Here is a 17,203-nt window from a genome sequence, read left to right as displayed (position 1 = left end):
CTACACTGGCTCGGTGCGCATTGTCTTCGCCGGCACCCCCGAGCCGGCACTGCCGTCGTTGCGTCGGCTCCTCGACTCGAGCAGGCACGAGGTGATCGCGGTGCTCACCCGGCCGGACGCCGCCGCGGGTCGCCGCGGGCGTCCCGCACCGTCACCGGTGGCACAGCTCGCGCTGGACAACGGCGTACCGGTGCTGCGACCCTCCCGCCCGAACTCCGCCGAGTTCGTCGCCGAGTTGGCGGAGTTGGCGCCGGACTGCTGCGCGGTCGTCGCGTACGGGGCGCTGCTGGGGGACGGGTTGCTCGCGGTGCCCGCCCACGGCTGGGTGAACCTGCACTTCTCCCTGCTGCCGGCGTGGCGGGGCGCGGCTCCGGTGCAGGCGGCCATCGCGGCGGGCGATTCGGTGACCGGCGCGACGACGTTTCTGATCGAACGCAGCCTGGATTCGGGACCGGTGTACGGGGTGGTCACCGAGACGATCCGCCCGGCCGACACCGCGGGTGACCTGCTGGGGCGGCTCTCGGTGTCGGGTGCGGCACTGCTGGAATCGACTCTCGACGGCATCGCCGACGGCATCCTGACCGCGGTGCCGCAACCGGCCGACGGCGTCACCGTCGCGCCGAAGATCACCGTCGACGAGGCCAGGATCCGGTGGGATCTGCCCGCGCATGTGGTCGAGCGACGGATCCGCGCCGTCACTCCTGCGCCGGGGGCGTGGACGGTCATCGGCGATCTGCGGTGCAAACTCGGCCCGGTCACCGTCGATGCCGAGTCGCCGGAAGCCCTGGAGCCGGGTGAGATCCGTATCACCCGCGACGGTGTCCGCGTGGGCACCGGATCACATCCGGTGCTGCTCGACCGGATCCAGCCGCCGGGCAAGAAACCGATGGTGGCCGCCGACTGGGCGCGTGGCGCTCGGCTGGCCGAGAGCGACCTCGCGCGATGACCCGGCCCGGCAAACGACGTCCACCCAGACGCAAGGAACTCGACCCCGCCCGGCGGGCGGCGTTCGACGTCCTGCGGGCGGTCTCCGAGCGTGACGCGTACGCCAACCTGGCGCTGCCGGCGATCCTGCGCGAGCGCGGGATCCACGGCCGCGACGCGGCTTTCGCGACGGAGCTGACCTACGGCACCTGCCGCACGCGGGGGCTGCTCGACGCCGTCATCGCCGATGCCGCGGGCCGTACCATCGACAAGATCGACCCGGTGTTGCTGGATCTACTCCGGCTCGGCACCTACCAGCTGCTGCGTACCCGGGTGGGCCAGCACGCGGCGGTTTCGACGACGGTGGAGCAGGCCGGCCTCGAATTCGACACTGCACGAGCCGGTTTCGTCAACGGTGTGCTCCGCAAGATCGCCGGCCGCGACGAAGCGGACTGGCTCGAGGAACTCGCCCCGCCCGCGTCGACCGACCCGGTCGGGCATCAGGCGTTCGTGCACGCGCATCCGCGATGGATCGCGCAGGCCTTCGCGGACGCGCTCGGGGCGGATGCGGGGGAGCTGTCCGCGCTGCTGGCCAGCGACGATGCCCGTCCCGATGTCCACCTCGCCGCCAGGCCGACCGCATTGTCCGCCGCTGAGCTGGCCGAGCAGGTGCACGGCACGGTGGGCAGGTTGTCGCCGTACGCGGTGTATCTGGCCGGCGGCGATCCCGGATTGCTCGCATCGGTGCGCGACGGCGTGGCGCTGGTGCAGGACGAGGGCAGCCAGCTCGTGGCGCGGGCGGTGACGCTGGCGCCGCTGCGCGGGGACGACGGTGGACGATGGCTGGATCTGTGCGCGGGACCCGGGGGTAAGACCGCGCTGCTGGCCGCGATCGGCCAGGCCGCCGGCGTCGACGGTCTCACCGTCACCGCGGTGGAGCCCGCGCCCCGGCGAGCCGATCTCGTCGAGGAGAACACCAGGGGTCTCCCGGTCGAGGTGGTGCGCGTCGACGGCCGTGAGTCGGGGCTGGAGCCGGGCTTCGACCGGGTGCTCGTCGACGCACCGTGCACGGGCCTCGGCGCCCTGCGCCGTCGCCCGGAGGCGCGGTGGCGCCGCCAGCCCGGTGACGTGCCACAGCTGGCGAAGCTGCAGCGCGAGCTGCTGGCATCCGCGATCCGGCTCACCAGGCCCGGGGGTGTGGTGTTGTACGCGACGTGCTCGCCCCACCTGGTGGAGACGGTCGGGGTGGTTGCCGACGCCCTGCGCAGGCACCCGGTGGAGGCTCTCGACGCCCGGCCGCTGTTCGCCCCGGCCGAAGGGCTCGGTCCGGGGCCCTACGTCCAGCTGTGGCCGCACCGGCACGGCACCGACGCGATGTTCGCGGCGGCTCTGCAAGTAGGCTGACGCCCATGCGTGACGCGCCGGGACATGGTCCGACCCCGCTGATAGCCCCGTCGATTCTGGCCGCGGATTTCGCCCGGCTGGGTGACGAGGCCGAAGCGGTACGCGGCGCCGACTGGTTGCACGTCGACGTCATGGACAACCATTTCGTGCCCAACCTGACGATGGGTCTTCCGGTCGTGGAAGCGCTGCTGAAGGTCACCGACATTCCGATGGACTGTCATCTGATGATCGACGCTCCGGAGCGTTGGGCACCGCCGTACGCGGAGGCGGGCGCCTACAACGTGACGTTCCACGCGGAGGCCACGGACCGTCCCGTGGAGGTGGCCCGCGACATCCGCGCCGCCGGAGCCAAGGCGGGCCTGGCGATCAAGCCGGGTACGCCGGTGGAGCCCTATCTGGAGATCCTGCGGGACTTCGACACCGTGTTGATCATGTCCGTGGAACCGGGTTTCGGCGGTCAGAAGTTCATCCCGGAGGTGCTGCCGAAGGTCGGAACCCTGCGCCGCCTCGTCGATTCGGGTGAGCTGACGATCGTCGTCGAGATCGACGGCGGCATCAACGACGACACGATCGAACAGGCGGCCGTGGCGGGCGTCGACTGCTTCGTTGCCGGTTCGGCCGTCTACAGCGCCGAGGACCCCGCTGCGGCCGTGGCGGCGCTGCGACGGCGGGCCGCGGACGCTTCCAAACATCTGACGCTATGAATCCCGACGCCGCGATGCGGGCGGCCATCGAGCAGGCCGACCGGGTCAAGGGGCGAACGTACCCGAATCCGCCTGTGGGCGCGGTCATCCTGGATCGAGACGGGGAGGTGGCCGGAGTCGGCGCCACCTCGCCGGCCGGCGGTCCCCATGCCGAGGTACTGGCACTGCGCCGGGCAGGCGGGCGGGCGGTCGGCGGCACCGCGGTCGTCACACTGGAACCGTGCAACCACTTCGGCCGCACCCCGCCGTGCGTGGATGCGCTTGTCGCAGCCCAGGTTTCTTCGGTCGTCTACGCCGTTTCCGATCCCAACCCGGCGGCGGCCGGTGGCGCGACGCGCCTGGCCGAGGCGGGCGTCGATGTTACCGCCGGCGTGTTGGCCGACGCTGTCGGCAGCGGGCCGCTGCGCGAGTGGCTGCACAAGCAACGGACCGGATTACCGCACGTGACTTGGAAATTCGCCACCAGCGTCGACGGTCGCAGCGCAGCCGCGGACGGAACGAGCCAGTGGATCACGAGCGAGGCCGCCCGTGCCGACGTGCATCGCCGACGTGCGGCGGCGGACGCGATCGTGGTCGGCACGGGCACCATCTTCGTCGACGACCCGGCGCTGACCGCCCGCCTGCCCGACGGCAGCCTCGCGGAGAACCAGCCGTTGCGGGTGGTCGTAGGTCAGCGCGAGATCTCACCGGACGCACGAGTTCTCAACGACGATTCGCGGACCATGGTGATCCGCACCCGTGATCCCCATGAGGTCATCAAGGCGTTGTCGGACCGCACCGACGTCCTGCTGGAGGGTGGTCCGACACTGGCGGGCGCATTCCTTCGTGCCGGTGCGATCGACCGGATCCTCGCCTACGTCGCGCCGATTCTGCTGGGTGGGCCCATCACCGCCGTCGATGACGTGGGGGTGCTGAGCATCGCGCACGCCCAGCGATGGCGCTTCGACGGAACCGACGCCCTCGGACCGGACGTGCTGCTCAGCCTCAAGCCCGCCTGACCCGCCGAGGCGCGAGCGTTCTTCGCTTGTTATCCAATCGTTTCCCAATCGAGCCCGTGCTGTTCACTCTCGGATCCCTGTGTCCGGCTTCACACGTCGCGTTCGGCGCGCGGAGGAGCGGTCGCGGGCCCCCCTCTCGGTACACTCGGTGCAGTGCCGGATTCTGACTCCGGCGGGAATATCGCGCTTTCACCGACGAGTTGCGCATGGTGAGCACGAACAAAGGACAACGAGCATGACTGCACTGCAGGACTGGCTCAGCATCAGTCCGGTCGACCCGCGCAGCATCAAGGCCGTCATCCGGGACGCCTGGCGGGGACTGACCTCCAGCGATTCCGGACCGGTCGACAAGCCTCAGCTGATGGGCCGCGGACTCGAGCGCTGCTGAGGGTCGCCGACCGCGTCGGGTTCCTCGGCGTGCTCGTCGCGCGCACTGATCAGTAGGCCGAGCACCGCGCCCACGACACACACGATCGCGGTGATCGAAAAGATCTCGCCGTACTGCAGGACGTAGGCTTCGCGGACCCTCCCTGCTTCGGCCGTCAATCGCTCGGCGAGCGTGTTTCCGCCCGTGTTGGCGGGCAGGCTGGCCAGGTGCTGGTTGAACCGGTACAGGCCCCAGGCGCTGAGCGCCGCGATGCCGATGAGCATGCCGATCATCCGCGCCACCACGACGGCCGCCGACGCGATGCCGTGCTGGGCGGCCGGCACCACCCGCAGCGTCGCCGAGGTCAGCGGACCGATCACCAGGCCGAGGCCGAGGCCCGCGATCGCCAGGTCGGTGTCCAGTGTCGGCAGGCTGAACAGGCCGAGGTCGTGGCGCGCCGCAAGGAGGTCGACGGGCCATTTCGAGATCAGCAGATAGCCCGCGGCGGCGATCAGCAGGCCGGCGAACGCGACGATCCGGTCGCCGATCCGGGTGGCCAGCCACCCGCCGAGCAGGGCCCCGACCGGCAGCGCCACCAGGAAGCGCAACAGCAGGAAAGCGGCCTCGTTCTGGTCCTGGCCGAGGACGCCCTGCCCGAACAGCTCCACGTTGACCAGCGTCACCATCAGCGCCGCGCCTGCGGCCAACGACGCGCCCAACGCGGCAAGGAACGGCCTGAAGTGCACCCCCGCCGGCTCCAGCAGCCGGGTGCGCGCGAACTTCTCCCAGACGAAGAACGCGATGGTCGCCACGCCCGCGGCGATCAGCACCGGCGCACCCCAGCTGGGCAACACCTCCTTGCCGTCGGGCTTCGGGTTGTACAGCCCGATCACGGCGAGGCCGAGGGCGACGGCCAGCAGCAGGCCACCGACGACGTCGACCTTCTGCGGATCATCGGTCTTCTCCCGGCCGGGCAGGCTGAAGTGGATCATCGCCATCGCGATCACCGCCAGCGGCACGTTGACCCAGAACACGGCCTGCCAGTGGCCGAACAGCCACACCAGCGCGATGCCGTAGATCGGGCCGAGCACGCTGCCGAGTTCCTGAGCGGCACCGACACCGCCGAGCACCGCCGCGCGGTTGCGCGCCGCCCACAGGTCGGCCGCCAGGGCCAGGGTCACCGGCAGCAGCGCCCCGCTGGCCGTGCCCTGGACGACGCGGCCGATGACCAGCACGGTGAGGTCGGTCGACATCGCTGTGATCACCGAACCGAGCGCGAAGCCGGCCAGGCTGACCTGGATCAGCGTCTTTCTGCCGAATCGGTCCGACGCCCGCCCCAACAGCGGCATCGCCGCGATGTAGCCCAGCAGATATCCGGTGATGATCGGGGTGACCCGCTGGATCTGATTCACGCCGATGCCGACGTCACGCATGATGTCGGTCATGATCGTGACGACGACGTAGGTGTCGAGCGCGCCGAGCACCACCGCGAGGCTGCCCGCGCTGATCGCGATGCGGCGGTTCGTCGACGAAGACGTCGAGGTGGTGGCCACGGGTGAGCCGTGCATCACACCGCTGGTTTGTCGACGCTGACCGGCTCGCCCCAATTCGACAGCGTCATCGTCACGCTGTTACCGGGGCTGGGCTCCAACCGGGCCTGCATCAGTTCGTGGTCGCCGTCCTCGGCGATCCAGGCGGTGCCGGGGACCGGTCCGGTCGCCGCGATCTGCGGGGAGATCTTGTTGACGGCGTCGGCGGTGACGTTGCCCGTGATCCGCACGGTGTCCACGCCCTCGACGGTCTCGCGGCCGTCGGCCTTGGCGTCGGAGAAGTCGGCCAGCACGTTGGCGAGCCCGACATCGGGGTTCAGGATGGCCGCCACGTCGTAGATGTCGGACGCGGGCCCGAAATTCGACAGGCTGCCCCCCGCCGTGATCGCGGCGTAGAGGTCTCCGTCGGAGACCACGAAGTCGACACCCTGGAGGCGCTGACCGAGGAAGACGATGTCGGCGGTGCCCTTGGCGGCGACCGCGGGCGTCTGGGTCAGCTCACCCTCGAGGGATTCGACGGGCAGTTCGGCGATCTGGCCCTGCACCGAGAGCTTGAGGTGCGCGCTGGTCTGGGCCTTGGTGGTCCCGCTCGACTCTTTCAACAGGGTGGCGGGGTCGGGGAGTTCCTTGGCGGAATCCTCGGACGACGAACCGGAGCACCCTGCAACGAGGGCGATGACGGCGAAAAGGGCGGCGAAGATCGCCAGAAGGCGGGTCTGCATGCCTGCATCGTAGTGGGTACAGCGGTGTGGACGTGCTGCCCGGTGCCTGCGCCGAAGTGACAACATCGCTGCTGATCTGCGATTTCAGTCCGTCTCGAACAGGGCTGCCCGCGGCCGCGAACTTCGGGCACCAGACGCTCTAGGCTGGGCAGCGTGTTCACCGGAATCGTCGAAGAGCTGGGCGAAGTCGTCGGCAGGGAGGACCTCGGCGACGCCGCCCGTCTGCTCATCCGTGGGCCGATCGTCACCTCGGACGCCGGACACGGTGACTCCATCGCGGTCAACGGTGTGTGCCTGACCGTCGTCGACGTCCTCGCCGACGGCTCGTTCTCCGCCGATGTGATGGACGAGACACTGAACCGGTCGAGCCTGCGGGGTGTCGACGTCGGAGCCTGGGTGAACCTGGAGCGCGCCGCGGCGCTGCAGAGCCGTCTCGGCGGCCACATCGTCCAGGGCCACGTGGACGGCACCGGCCACGTCATCTCCCGGACCCCCTCGGAACACTGGACCGTGGTGCGCATCGCGCTCCCCGCGGCGTTGTCCCGATACGTCGTGCACAAGGGGTCCATCACCGTCGACGGGGTGTCGCTGACCGTCTCCGGCCTGGGACACGACTGGTTCGAGGTGTCCTTGATTCCGACCACCCTGGACCTGACCACGCTGGGCCGCGCCGAGGTCGGCGCCCACGTGAACCTCGAGGTCGACGTCATCGCCAAGTATGTTGAGCGGCTGCTGGCCCAGAAAGACGGTCCCACCAGCGGGTAGCGGTCATCGTGGTCCCGACCACCTCATGGTTGTGCCCGCGGAACCGGCGGGCAATAACTCATGTCCCTGCGTGGTTCATACTGAGAGGCAGTCCCAGCAGGGACGGCCTGTAGGTGTTCCTGGGTTCCGGCGAGCCGGAACCGGCAAGGGTGGTGAAGATGACGAGGCTGGATTCGGTCGAGCGCGCGGTGGCTGACATCGCCGCAGGCAAGGCCGTCGTCGTCATCGACGATGAGGATCGCGAGAACGAAGGTGACCTGATCTTCGCCGCCGAGAAGGCCACTCCCGAACTGGTCGCGTTCATGGTCCGCTACACGTCGGGCTACCTGTGCGTGCCACTCGACGGGGACATCTGCGACCGGCTGGGCCTGCTGCCGATGTACGCGGTGAACCAGGACAAGCACGGAACCGCCTACACCGTCACCGTCGATGCGAAAGTCGGTGTGGGGACCGGTATTTCAGCGTCCGACCGCGCCACCACGATGCGGTTGCTCGCCGATCCGTCCAGCACCGTCAACGATTTCACCAAACCGGGGCACGTGGTGCCGCTGCGCGCCAAGGACGGTGGCGTGCTGCGTCGTCCAGGGCACACCGAAGCTGCCGTCGACCTTGCCCGGCTGGCCGGGCTGCGGCCCGCGGGGACGATCTGCGAGATCGTCAGCCAGAAGGACGAAGGCGCGATGGCGCAGACCGACGAGCTGCGGGTGTTCGCCGACGATCACAATCTGGCGCTGATCTCGATCGCCGACCTGATCGAGTGGCGGCGCAAGCACGAAAAGCACATCGAGCGCATCGCGGAGGCCCGCATCCCGACCCGTCACGGCGAGTTCCGGGCCGTCGGCTACACCAGCATCTATGACGAGGTCGAGCATGTCGCGTTGGTCCGCGGCGACATCGCGGGCCCGCACGGCGACGGCCATGACGTACTGGTGCGGGTCCACTCCGAATGCCTGACCGGCGACGTGTTCGGTTCCCGCCGGTGTGACTGCGGCCCGCAACTCGACGCCGCGCTGGCGATGGTGGCCAGGGAGGGCCGCGGCGTGGTGCTCTACATGCGCGGCCACGAGGGGCGGGGTATCGGGTTGATGCACAAGCTGCAGGCCTATCAACTCCAGGACGCCGGTGACGACACCGTCGACGCCAACCTCAAGCTGGGCCTGCCCGCCGACGCCCGCGACTACGGCATCGGGGCGCAGATCCTCGTCGATCTGGGCGTGCGGTCGATGCGGCTGCTGACCAACAACCCGGCCAAGAGGGTCGGCCTCGACGGGTACGGCCTGCACATCATCGAGCGCGTACCGCTGCCGGTGCGCGCCAACGCCGAGAACATCCGGTACCTGATGACCAAACGCGACCGCATGGGCCACGACCTCGTCGGACTCGAGGATTACGACGAGGCGCTCCCGGGCGAGTTCGGCGGCGCGGTATGAGTCCCGCGGCGGGCGTGCCCGAGTTGCCCGCGATCGATGCCTCGGACATCAGACTGGGCATCGTGGCCAGCACCTGGCACGAGACGATCTGTGATGCACTGCTGGAAGGTGCGAGAAAAACTGCGGCAGACGCAGGAGTCGCGGACCCCACCGTCGTGCGGGTACTCGGCGCCATCGAGATCCCGGTGGTGGCGCAGGCGCTGGCGGCGACCCACGACGCCGTCGTGGCGCTCGGGGTGGTGATTCGCGGTGAGACACCGCATTTCGACTACGTGTGCGAGGCCGTCACCCAGGGGTTGACCCGGGTGTCGCTGGACGCGTCCACACCCGTCGCGAACGGCGTGCTCACCACCAACACCGAACATCAGGCCCTGGACCGGGCCGGGCTGCCCACGTCGGCCGAGGACAAGGGCGCTCAGGCGGCCGCTGCGGCGCTGTCGACCGCGCTCACCCTGCGTCAGCTGAGATCATGAGCGGAAATGACCGGGACAGCTGGGACGTTCAGGTCAAGCCGTTCCTGACGCCGTTCTTCGCCTACGGCGCGGCGGCGCTGATCCTGGCTGCGCACGTCGTGGTGGGCGCGCTGCTCAAGGTGTCCTCGACGGGCGTGATCTTCCGCACCGCCGACCAGGTGGCCATCGCGATGCTGGGAGCGGTCTTCGCGGGGTTCGTGTGTCTGTTCGCGCGGCCGCGGCTGCGGGTCGGGCCGTCTGGGGTCGCGGTGCGAAACCTGTTCGGCTACCGACTGTTTCCCTGGTCCGACGTCGTGGGTGTGTCGTTTCACCAGGGTGCGCGCTGGGCGCGGCTCGATCTGCCCGACGACGAGTACGTCCCGGTGATGGCGATCCAGGCCGTCGACAAGGGCCGTGCGGTCGAGTCGATGGACCGGGTGCGTGCCGCGATGAAGCGCTACCAGCCCGGCATCAACTCACGTCACCCGTGACCGCACCTTCGCGGCGGGGATCGGCACCACCCACCCAGCCGGGTTCGGCCCGCACGATGGCGGACAGCCCACTGGACTGATCGGCGATGTCGACCTGGTGCCCGAGGCGGCGTAACCCCTGCACCAGCGGGTCATGGTCACCGTCGTCGGTGCTGTCGATCACCGGATGTTCACCGCCCACGTTCGTCTTGGGGGAGTTGGCAGCGCCGAAGTCGACCATGGACACCGCTTGCTGGGGATCCAGTCCCCAGTCGAGCATCCCCACAACGGTTTTGACGACGAACTGGATGATCGTCGATCCGCCGGGTGAGCCGGTGACGGCGTACAGCGGCCCGCGGGATCCGGGCGCGCCGACGTCGAAGATCAGCGTCGGCGCCATCGTGCTGCGCGGGCGCTTGCCGGGCGCCACCCGGTTGGTGACCGGCACCCCGTCCGGGCCGACGGGGTCGGCCGCGAAATCGGTCAGCTGATTGTTCAGCAGGAAGCCGTCGACCATGTGGAACGAACCGAACGCCGACTCGATCGTCGTCGTCAGCGACGCCGCGTTGCCCTGCTCGTCGACCACGCTCACGTGGCTCGTGCCGTGCTCCGGCGGTAGCGGCACCGGCGCGGCGGGCGGCCCGAACTCGCCCGGTTTCGCGGTGCCCATCGTGCGGTCCGGTGAGATCAACGCCGCGCGGCCCGCCAGGTAGTCGCTGCCCAGCAGCGTGTCGGGGGAGCCGCCGGGCAGTGGCACGAAGTCGGTGTCAGCGACGTAGCGGTCGCGGTCGGCGTAGGCGAGCCGCTCGGCTTCGGAGATGAGGTGCACACCCATCACCGAGGGGCGCCCGCCGTTGAGGTCGATGTCGGCGGGCTTGTGCTCGTCCATCGGGAAGTGCTCGAGCATGCCGAGCGTGGCGGCCACCGCGAGACCGCCCGACGACGGCGGCGGCATGCCACATATCTCCTTGCCGCGGTAATCCGTGCACAGCGGATCGCGCGCCGACACCGTGTAGCTCGCCAGATCCTCCACGGTCATCAGGCTCGGGGTGCGGCCGCCAGAGGGGTCGGCCGCTGCGGCGACGATGTTGCGGGCCGTGTCGCCCTCGTAGAACGAATCGGGGTCGGATGCGATGGCGCCCAACGTCTTCGCATACGCCGGGTTGGTGAGCACGGTGCGCGCGGTCTTCGGGGAGCCGTCCGGTTCCAGGAAGTACGCGGCGGCGTTCTCGTCGAGCCGCAGCTGCGGTGCGGCATCGCCGATGGCCGCGGCAAGCCGCGGGCTGATGTCGAACCCGCCGTCGGCGAGGTCGACGGCGGGGGCCAGCAGGTCCCGCCACGACGCCTTGCCGTGCTCGGTGTGGACGTCGGAGAGCATCCGCACGATGCCGGGCACCCCGATGGAGCGGCCCGAGGCGCGGGCGTCGGGCTTCGGCGCGGTCCTGTCGGACGCGGAAATCCAGCGCAGATAGTTCTCGGTCGCCGCAGCGGGGGCGACCTCCCGGCCGTCGTAGGCCTGCACCGACCCGGAGGCGGCGTCGTGGTAGAGCAGGAACCCGCCACCGCCGAGTCCCGAGGATTGCGGCTCGACCAGGCCGAGGACCGCTTGTGCGGTGACCAGTGCGTCCGCTGCCGTCCCGCCGTCACGCAGCACCTCGCACGCGGCCTGGGTCGCGAGCGGGTTGGCGGTGGCCACCGCGAACCGCGTCGTGCGCACGGCCGTCATGTCGGTGCGGTAGCCGGTTGCGCTCTCGGGCGCCGCCGAGATGTCTCTGGACTCCGACGTCATCCCCGGCTCGGGTGCGGGCGTTCCGTTGGTGACGATCTCGCACGGGCCTGCCGCGGCGGGCGCGCCATTCTGGTCGCCACCGCAACCGGCGAGCACCAGAACCATCCCCATCAGCGGGGACAGCACCCATCGCCGAGACAGGAACCGCATCACCCGACGGTAGTCGATCCGGCCCGTCAGGACACCGCAGTAACCTGGGTCCGTGCCCGATCCAGCGACGTACCGACCCGCTCCGGGGTCGATTCCCGTCGAACCTGGTGTGTACCGGTTTCGGGATCCCCACGGCAGGGTCATCTACGTCGGCAAGGCCAAGAGCCTGCGCAGCAGGCTCAACTCCTACTTCGCCGACCTCGCCGGCCTGGCGCCACGGACACGGCAGATGGTGCGGACGGCCGCCGGAGTCGAGTGGACGGTCGTCAACACCGAAGTCGAGGCGCTCCAGCTCGAGTACAACTGGATCAAGGAGTTCGATCCGCGGTTCAACATCCGCTACCGGGACGACAAGTCCTATCCGGTTTTGGCCGTCACGCTCAACGAGGAGTACCCGCGGCTGATGGTCTACCGCGGCCCGCGCCGCAAAGGGGTCCGTTACTTCGGGCCGTACTCGCACGCCTGGGCGATCCGCGAAACCCTGGATCTGTTGACCCGGGTGTTCCCGGCACGCACCTGCTCGGGCGGAGTGTTCAAGCGGCACAAGCAGATCGATCGCCCGTGCCTGCTCGGCTACATCGACAAGTGTGCGGCGCCGTGTATCGGTCGGGTCAGTGCCGAGGAGCACCGGCGCATCGTGCTCGACTTCTGTGATTTCCTCGCGGGCAAGACTGATCGACTGGTCCGCGACATGGAACGCCAGATGAACGCAGCGGCCGCCGACCTGGACTTCGAGCGGGCCGCGAGGCTCCGCGACGACATCGGTGCACTCAAGCGTGCCCTGGAGAAGCAGACCGTGGTGTTCGGTGACGGAACCGACGCCGACGTCGTCGCCTTCGCCGACGACGACCTGGAAGCCGCCGTGCAGGTGTTCCACGTCCGAGGCGGGCGCGTTCGCGGTCAGCGGGGGTGGGTCATCGAAAAGTCCGGCGAGCCAGGCGAATCCACACAGGAATACCTGGTCGAGCAGTTCGTGACGCAGTTCTACGGGGATCAGGCCGAGCTGAGCGGTGCGGGCGCCGCCGGAATAGATGAGGCGACCAATCCGGTGCCGCGCCAGGTGCTGGTCCCGGTGCTTCCCGACAACGCCGACCAACTCGAGACCTGGCTGTGCGGGCTGCGGGGCTCGCGGGTGGCGCTGCGGGTGCCGCAGCGCGGGGACAAGCGCGCGCTCGCTGAGACGGTCAGGCGCAACGCCCAGGATGCCCTGGCTCAGCACAAGCTGAAACGAGCCGGCGACTTCACCGCGAGAAGCGCTGCGCTGCAGAGTATTCAGGATGCGTTGGGCCTCGGGAACGCGCCGCTGCGCATCGAGTGTGTGGACATCAGCCACGTGCAGGGCACCGACGTGGTGGCGTCGCTTGTGGTGTTCGAGGACGGGCTGCCCCGAAAGTCCGACTATCGGCATTACGCGATCAGGGACGCCGCAGGAGAGGGCCGGTCCGACGACGTCGCCTCGATCGCGGAGGTGACCCGCAGGAGGTTCCACCGCCACCTGCGCGACACCGAGCCCCCCGTCGATGCGCCCGAACCGGACGCGGCCGATCAATCGGATGCGGGGCGGCCCGAACATGGTCCTCGCGCAAGCGCTCGTCCGGAACATGGTCCTCGCACAAGCGCTCGTCCGGAACATGGTCCTCGCGCAAGCGCTCGTCCGGAACATGGTCCTCGCGCAAGCGCTCGTCCGGCCAGGTTCGCGTACCCGCCCAACCTCTTCGTCGTCGACGGCGGCGCTCCCCAGGTCAACGCCGCGGCCGCGGTCCTCGACGAGTTGGGTATCTCCGATGTCGCGGTGATCGGGCTGGCCAAGAGGCTCGAGGAGGTGTGGGTGCCGTCCGACCCGGATCCCGTGATCATGGCGCGCAACAGCGACGGGCTCTACCTGCTGCAGCGGGTCCGTGACGAAGCCCACCGGTTCGCGATCACCTACCACCGCAGCAAGCGGTCCAAGCGGATGACCGCCTCCGCGCTGGATTCGGTGCGGGGACTGGGTGAGCATCGCCGCAAGGCCCTGGTCACCCACTTCGGGTCGGTGGCCAGGCTGAAACAGGCCAGCGTCGAGGAGATCACCGCGGTGCCCGGCATCGGGACCGCGACCGCACGCGCCGTCCTGGAGGCCCTGGGCGCAGTGGTCGGCGACTCCGAAGTCGATTCGGAAGCGCCCGCCCCGGTTATCGGCAATGATCAGAGCAGAGAAACGGGATGACAGAGCAGGGAATGCGCGAGGAACTTGGTGGGGGTGCCGGCGGCGCCGGCGATGAGGGACACCTCGAATCCGGCATCGACGTCGTGCTCGTCACGGGGCTGTCCGGCGCAGGTAGGGGCACCGCGGCCAAGGTGCTCGAGGATCTCGGCTGGTACGTCGCCGACAACCTGCCGCCTGAACTGATCGCCCGGATGGTCGAACTGGGACTTGCCGCGGGTTCACGGATCACCCAGCTCGCGGTGGTGATGGACGTGCGGTCCCGGGGCTTCACCGGTGACCTGGAGTGGGTGCGCACCGATCTGGCGACCAGGGGCATCGCGCCGCAGGTGCTCTTCCTGGAGGCGTCCGACGACATCCTGGTGCGCCGCTACGAGCAGAACCGCCGCAGTCATCCGTTGCAGGGCAACCAGACTCTCGCCGAAGGCATCGCCGCCGAACGCGCGATCCTGGCGCCGGTCCGCGCCAATGCCGACCTGGTGATCGACACCTCGGCCCTGTCGGTGCCCGCGCTGCGGGAGAGCATCGAACGCGCCTTCGGTGGCGAGGCGATCGCGGATACCAGCGTCACCGTCGAGTCCTTCGGGTACAAGTACGGGCTGCCGATGGACGCCGACACGGTGATGGATGTCCGGTTCCTGCCCAATCCCCACTGGGTCGACGATCTGCGCCCCCACAGCGGCCAGCACCCCGGGGTCCGGGATTACGTCCTCGGCCAACCGGGCGCCACCGAGTTCCTCGACTCCTACCATCAGCTGTTGGACGTCGTGATCGACGGATACCGGCGGGAGGGGAAGCGCTACATGACCGTTGCCATCGGCTGTACCGGCGGCAAACACCGCAGCGTGGCGATGGCCGAGGCGCTGGCGGCTCGGCTGCAGGACGGTTCCACGTTGACGGTGCGGGTGCTGCACCGGGATCTGGGTCGCGAATGAGTTTCCCCGCACGCGAGGAGGACAGATGAGTCCTCGCATCGTCGCGCTCGGCGGAGGTCACGGGCTGTACGCGACGCTGTCGGCGGCGCGCCGCCTCACCCCGCACGTCACCGCCGTGGTCACCGTCGCCGACGACGGCGGGTCGTCGGGCCGGCTGCGCAGCGAGCTGGATGTGGTGCCCCCCGGTGACCTCCGAATGGCGTTGGCGGCGTTGGCTTCCGACAGCCCGCAAGGGCGATTGTGGGCGACGATCATCCAGCACCGGTTCGGCGGCAGCGGAGCCCTGGCGGGTCATCCGATCGGCAACCTCATCCTCGCCGGGTTGAACGAGGTGCTCGCCGACCCGGTGGCCGCGCTCGACGAGCTGGGTCGCGTCCTCGGCGTCAAGGGCCGGGTGCTGCCGATGTGTCCGGTCGGTCTCGGGATCGAGGCCGACGTCGTCGGCCTGGAGTCCGACCCACGGGTCAGCCGCGCGATCCGCGGCCAGGTCGCGATCGCCACCACCGTCGGCAAGGTCCGCCGGGTGCGACTGCTGCCCGGCGACCCGCCGGCGACCCACCAGGCGGTTGACGCGATCATGAACGCCGACCTCGTCGTGCTCGGGCCGGGCTCCTGGTTCACCAGCGTGATCCCGCACGTCCTGGTCCCGCAGCTGGCGGTGGCGCTGCAGGCGACCACCGCCCGCCGCGCGCTGGTGCTCAACCTGGTGGCCGAGCCGGGGGAGACGGCGGGCTTCTCCGTGGAGCGTCACATCCACGTGCTGGCCCAGCATGCGCCGGACTTCACGGTGCACGACATCATCGTCGATTCGAGCAGGGTGCCGAGCGACCGGGAGCGGGACCAGCTGCGCCGCACCGCCCGAATCCTCGACGCCCACGTTGAGTTTGCCGACGTTTCCAGACCTGGTACACCTTTACATGACCCGGCGAGATTGGCCGCGGCGCTGGAGGGGGTTTGCAAGCGCGGCATGGCGTCAACCGGCACAGCCCAGGCGATTCAGGAGCCGACTGTGCCCACACCGACAGTGAACGGACCGAGAGGTGACGACCCGTGGCGATGACAGCCGAGGTCAAGGATGAGCTCAGCCGGTTGACGGTCAACTCGGTGAGCGCACGCCGTGCCGAGGTGGCGTCGTTGCTGCGTTTCGCCGGCGGGCTGCACATCGTGGCCGGGCGGGTGGTCGTCGAGGCCGAGGTCGATCTGGGCATCATCGCGCGCCGGCTGCGCAAGGACATCTATGACCTGTACGGCTACAACGCGGTCGTGCACGTGCTGTCGGCCAGTGGCATCCGCAAGAGCACGCGGTACGTGGTCCGGGTGGCCAAGGACGGTGAGGCGCTGGCGCGCCAGACAGGCCTGCTCGACCTTCGGGGCCGGCCGGTGCGCGGCCTGCCGGCGCAGGTCGTCGGTGGCAGTGTCGCCGACGCCGAAGCCGCATGGCGCGGAGCGTTTCTGGCGCACGGGTCGCTCACCGAGCCGGGACGGTCGTCGGCGCTGGAGGTCAGCTGCCCCGGTCCCGAGGCCGCGCTGGCGCTCGTGGGTGCCGCCCGGCGGTTGGGAGTCGGTGCGAAGGCCCGCGAGGTGCGCGGCAGCGACCGGGTCGTGGTTCGAGACGGCGAGGCGATCGGGGCGCTGCTCACCCGGATGGGTGCGCAGGACACCCGGCTGACGTGGGAGGAGCGGCGCATGCGTCGCGAGGTCCGCGCCACGGCGAACCGGCTCGCCAACTTCGACGACGCCAATCTGCGGAGGTCGGCGCGCGCGGCCGTGGCCGCAGCCGCGCGGGTGGAACGGGCGCTGGAGATCCTCGGCGACACGGTGCCGGACCATCTCGCGGCGGCGGGCAGCCTGCGGGTGGCCCACCGGCAGGCCTCGCTGGAGGAGCTCGGTCGGCTTGCCGAACCGCCGATGACCAAAGATGCTGTGGCAGGACGGATTCGACGACTGCTGTCGATGGCCGACCGCAAGGCCAAGCAGGACGGCATCCCCGACACCGAGTCGGCTGTCACGCCGGACCTGCTCGAAGACGCCTAGGTCCTCAGGCGGCGGCACCGGTCAGGATCCGGGCCGGATTCGCGGCGGGGTTGCCCGCCTGCGCGTCGAGCACGGTGGTCCAGGTGTGTGGGCTCGTGACGATGTTGAGGTGGCCCACGAGCAGTCTGGGGTAGCGGGCCTGCAGGACGATGGTCGTGACGTTCGGGCCCTGCATGAAATGCCGCGTGTACGGGAGGAGGCCTTAGCCTGGATTCACCGATGAGGTAGGGATGGGAGGCGGGTTGTAACAGCGAAATGCCCTGTCGTGGTGAAAGAATGAGATTTCTCTAGGATCACATTCAGCCA

At 69.6% G+C, this 17,203-nt stretch carries 17 protein-coding genes; 13 read left to right on the top strand and 4 right to left on the bottom strand.

Features of this window, described 5'->3' with window-relative positions:
* Positions 1-13: 13 nt before the first annotated feature.
* The 5 genes from fmt to H7I57_RS30285 all read left to right on the top strand — a co-directional run bounded on the left by fmt (position 14) and on the right by H7I57_RS30285 (position 4,418).
* On the top strand, positions 14-946 hold the full coding sequence (gene fmt, locus H7I57_RS30305) for a methionyl-tRNA formyltransferase (RefSeq protein ID WP_264028240.1): 933 nt from the start codon (positions 14-16) through the stop codon (positions 944-946).
* Complete coding sequence (locus tag H7I57_RS30300) at positions 943-2,328, top strand: RsmB/NOP family class I SAM-dependent RNA methyltransferase (RefSeq protein WP_264028239.1); 1,386 nt, start codon at positions 943-945, stop codon at positions 2,326-2,328. The genes fmt and H7I57_RS30300 overlap by 4 nt, the downstream gene beginning before the upstream one ends.
* 5 nt (positions 2,329-2,333) lie before the next feature.
* Positions 2,334-3,032 carry a ribulose-phosphate 3-epimerase gene (gene rpe / locus H7I57_RS30295; RefSeq protein WP_264028238.1) on the top strand — a complete coding sequence of 233 codons (699 nt, stop codon included), beginning with the start codon at positions 2,334-2,336 and terminating at the stop codon, positions 3,030-3,032.
* Positions 3,029-4,030, top strand: a complete 1,002-nt coding sequence (ribD, locus tag H7I57_RS30290; RefSeq protein ID WP_264028237.1) for a bifunctional diaminohydroxyphosphoribosylaminopyrimidine deaminase/5-amino-6-(5-phosphoribosylamino)uracil reductase RibD — start codon at positions 3,029-3,031, stop codon at positions 4,028-4,030. Before rpe ends, ribD begins: the two co-directional genes overlap by 4 nt.
* A gap of 235 nt (positions 4,031-4,265) precedes the next feature.
* Positions 4,266-4,418 carry a hypothetical protein gene (locus H7I57_RS30285; RefSeq protein WP_264028236.1) on the top strand — a complete coding sequence of 51 codons (153 nt, stop codon included), beginning with the start codon at positions 4,266-4,268 and terminating at the stop codon, positions 4,416-4,418.
* Here the strand turns inward: H7I57_RS30285 and H7I57_RS30280 are convergent.
* Together H7I57_RS30280 and H7I57_RS30275 are read right to left on the bottom strand one after the other, a co-directional pair.
* Positions 4,385-5,965, bottom strand: a complete 1,581-nt coding sequence (locus H7I57_RS30280; protein WP_264028235.1) for an MFS transporter — start codon at positions 5,963-5,965, stop codon at positions 4,385-4,387. The two genes, H7I57_RS30285 and H7I57_RS30280, sit on opposite strands and share 34 nt — an antisense overlap.
* Complete coding sequence (locus H7I57_RS30275; RefSeq protein WP_264028234.1) at positions 5,965-6,669, bottom strand: LppX_LprAFG lipoprotein; 705 nt, start codon at positions 6,667-6,669, stop codon at positions 5,965-5,967. Before H7I57_RS30275 ends, H7I57_RS30280 begins: the two co-directional genes overlap by 1 nt.
* A gap of 153 nt (positions 6,670-6,822) precedes the next feature.
* On the opposite strand from H7I57_RS30275, the gene H7I57_RS30270 reads away from it, so the two are divergent.
* From H7I57_RS30270 to H7I57_RS30255, 4 genes are all read left to right on the top strand, one after another.
* Entirely contained in the window at positions 6,823-7,434 is a 612-nt protein-coding gene (locus H7I57_RS30270) for a riboflavin synthase (protein WP_264028232.1), read from the top strand.
* A gap of 158 nt (positions 7,435-7,592) precedes the next feature.
* The gene (locus tag H7I57_RS30265) at positions 7,593-8,864 is read left to right on the top strand and encodes a bifunctional 3,4-dihydroxy-2-butanone-4-phosphate synthase/GTP cyclohydrolase II (RefSeq protein ID WP_264028231.1); all 1,272 of its coding nucleotides are present in this window, start codon (positions 7,593-7,595) and stop codon (positions 8,862-8,864) included.
* Entirely contained in the window at positions 8,861-9,337 is a 477-nt protein-coding gene (gene ribH / locus H7I57_RS30260) for a 6,7-dimethyl-8-ribityllumazine synthase (RefSeq protein WP_264028230.1), read from the top strand. Before H7I57_RS30265 ends, ribH begins: the two co-directional genes overlap by 4 nt.
* Positions 9,334-9,807: a PH domain-containing protein gene (locus tag H7I57_RS30255; protein WP_264028229.1), complete on the top strand. Its 474-nt coding sequence runs from the start codon at positions 9,334-9,336 to the stop codon at positions 9,805-9,807. Before ribH ends, H7I57_RS30255 begins: the two co-directional genes overlap by 4 nt.
* Here the strand turns inward: H7I57_RS30255 and H7I57_RS30250 are convergent.
* On the bottom strand, positions 9,788-11,725 hold the full coding sequence (locus H7I57_RS30250; RefSeq protein ID WP_264028227.1) for a gamma-glutamyltransferase family protein: 1,938 nt from the start codon (positions 11,723-11,725) through the stop codon (positions 9,788-9,790). The two genes, H7I57_RS30255 and H7I57_RS30250, sit on opposite strands and share 20 nt — an antisense overlap.
* Before the next feature lie 52 nt (positions 11,726-11,777).
* On the opposite strand from H7I57_RS30250, the gene uvrC reads away from it, so the two are divergent.
* Genes uvrC through whiA form a run of 4 tightly spaced genes read left to right on the top strand, consistent with a single transcriptional unit; the run spans position 11,778 to position 16,897 of the window.
* The gene (gene uvrC, locus H7I57_RS30245; protein ID WP_264028226.1) at positions 11,778-13,931 is read left to right on the top strand and encodes an excinuclease ABC subunit UvrC; all 2,154 of its coding nucleotides are present in this window, start codon (positions 11,778-11,780) and stop codon (positions 13,929-13,931) included.
* Positions 13,932-13,942: 11 nt separating this feature from the next.
* Positions 13,943-14,863 (top strand): RNase adapter RapZ, encoded by a 921-nt coding sequence (rapZ, locus tag H7I57_RS30240; RefSeq protein WP_264028333.1) that lies wholly within the window; start codon positions 13,943-13,945, stop codon positions 14,861-14,863.
* Positions 14,864-14,888: 25 nt separating this feature from the next.
* On the top strand, positions 14,889-15,923 hold the full coding sequence (locus H7I57_RS30235) for a gluconeogenesis factor YvcK family protein (RefSeq protein ID WP_264028225.1): 1,035 nt from the start codon (positions 14,889-14,891) through the stop codon (positions 15,921-15,923).
* Positions 15,920-16,897 (top strand): DNA-binding protein WhiA, encoded by a 978-nt coding sequence (whiA, locus tag H7I57_RS30230; RefSeq protein WP_264028332.1) that lies wholly within the window; start codon positions 15,920-15,922, stop codon positions 16,895-16,897. The genes H7I57_RS30235 and whiA overlap by 4 nt, the downstream gene beginning before the upstream one ends.
* Before the next feature lie 4 nt (positions 16,898-16,901).
* Here whiA and H7I57_RS30225 read toward each other — a convergent pair whose 3' ends face one another.
* Positions 16,902-17,072, bottom strand: a complete 171-nt coding sequence (locus H7I57_RS30225; protein WP_264028224.1) for a hypothetical protein — start codon at positions 17,070-17,072, stop codon at positions 16,902-16,904.
* Positions 17,073-17,203: the final 131 nt, after the last annotated feature.

Source organism: Mycolicibacterium pyrenivorans (assembly GCF_025821625.1).
GTDB lineage: Bacteria > Actinomycetota > Actinomycetes > Mycobacteriales > Mycobacteriaceae > Mycobacterium > Mycobacterium pyrenivorans.
This window is presented reverse-complemented; position numbering and strand designations above follow the sequence as displayed.

What these genes read in the sequence shown, in the direction of transcription:
- H7I57_RS30300 (WP_264028239.1), top strand. Translation starts at nt 943, where the DNA reads ATGACCCGGCCCGGCAAACGACGTCCACCCAGACGCAAGGAACTCGAC.
- rpe (WP_264028238.1), top strand. Translation starts at nt 2,334, where the DNA reads ATGCGTGACGCGCCGGGACATGGTCCGACCCCGCTGATAGCCCCGTCG.
- ribD (WP_264028237.1), top strand. Translation starts at nt 3,029, where the DNA reads ATGAATCCCGACGCCGCGATGCGGGCGGCCATCGAGCAGGCCGACCGG.
- H7I57_RS30285 (WP_264028236.1), top strand. Translation starts at nt 4,266, where the DNA reads ATGACTGCACTGCAGGACTGGCTCAGCATCAGTCCGGTCGACCCGCGC.
- H7I57_RS30280 (WP_264028235.1), bottom strand. Translation starts at nt 5,965, where the DNA reads ATGCACGGCTCACCCGTGGCCACCACCTCGACGTCTTCGTCGACGAAC.
- H7I57_RS30275 (WP_264028234.1), bottom strand. Translation starts at nt 6,669, where the DNA reads ATGCAGACCCGCCTTCTGGCGATCTTCGCCGCCCTTTTCGCCGTCATC.
- H7I57_RS30265 (WP_264028231.1), top strand. Translation starts at nt 7,593, where the DNA reads ATGACGAGGCTGGATTCGGTCGAGCGCGCGGTGGCTGACATCGCCGCA.
- ribH (WP_264028230.1), top strand. Translation starts at nt 8,861, where the DNA reads ATGAGTCCCGCGGCGGGCGTGCCCGAGTTGCCCGCGATCGATGCCTCG.
- H7I57_RS30255 (WP_264028229.1), top strand. Translation starts at nt 9,334, where the DNA reads ATGAGCGGAAATGACCGGGACAGCTGGGACGTTCAGGTCAAGCCGTTC.
- H7I57_RS30250 (WP_264028227.1), bottom strand. Translation starts at nt 11,725, where the DNA reads ATGCGGTTCCTGTCTCGGCGATGGGTGCTGTCCCCGCTGATGGGGATG.
- rapZ (WP_264028333.1), top strand. Translation starts at nt 13,943, where the DNA reads ATGCGCGAGGAACTTGGTGGGGGTGCCGGCGGCGCCGGCGATGAGGGA.
- H7I57_RS30235 (WP_264028225.1), top strand. Translation starts at nt 14,889, where the DNA reads ATGAGTCCTCGCATCGTCGCGCTCGGCGGAGGTCACGGGCTGTACGCG.
- whiA (WP_264028332.1), top strand. Translation starts at nt 15,920, where the DNA reads ATGACAGCCGAGGTCAAGGATGAGCTCAGCCGGTTGACGGTCAACTCG.
- H7I57_RS30225 (WP_264028224.1), bottom strand. Translation starts at nt 17,072, where the DNA reads ATGCAGGGCCCGAACGTCACGACCATCGTCCTGCAGGCCCGCTACCCC.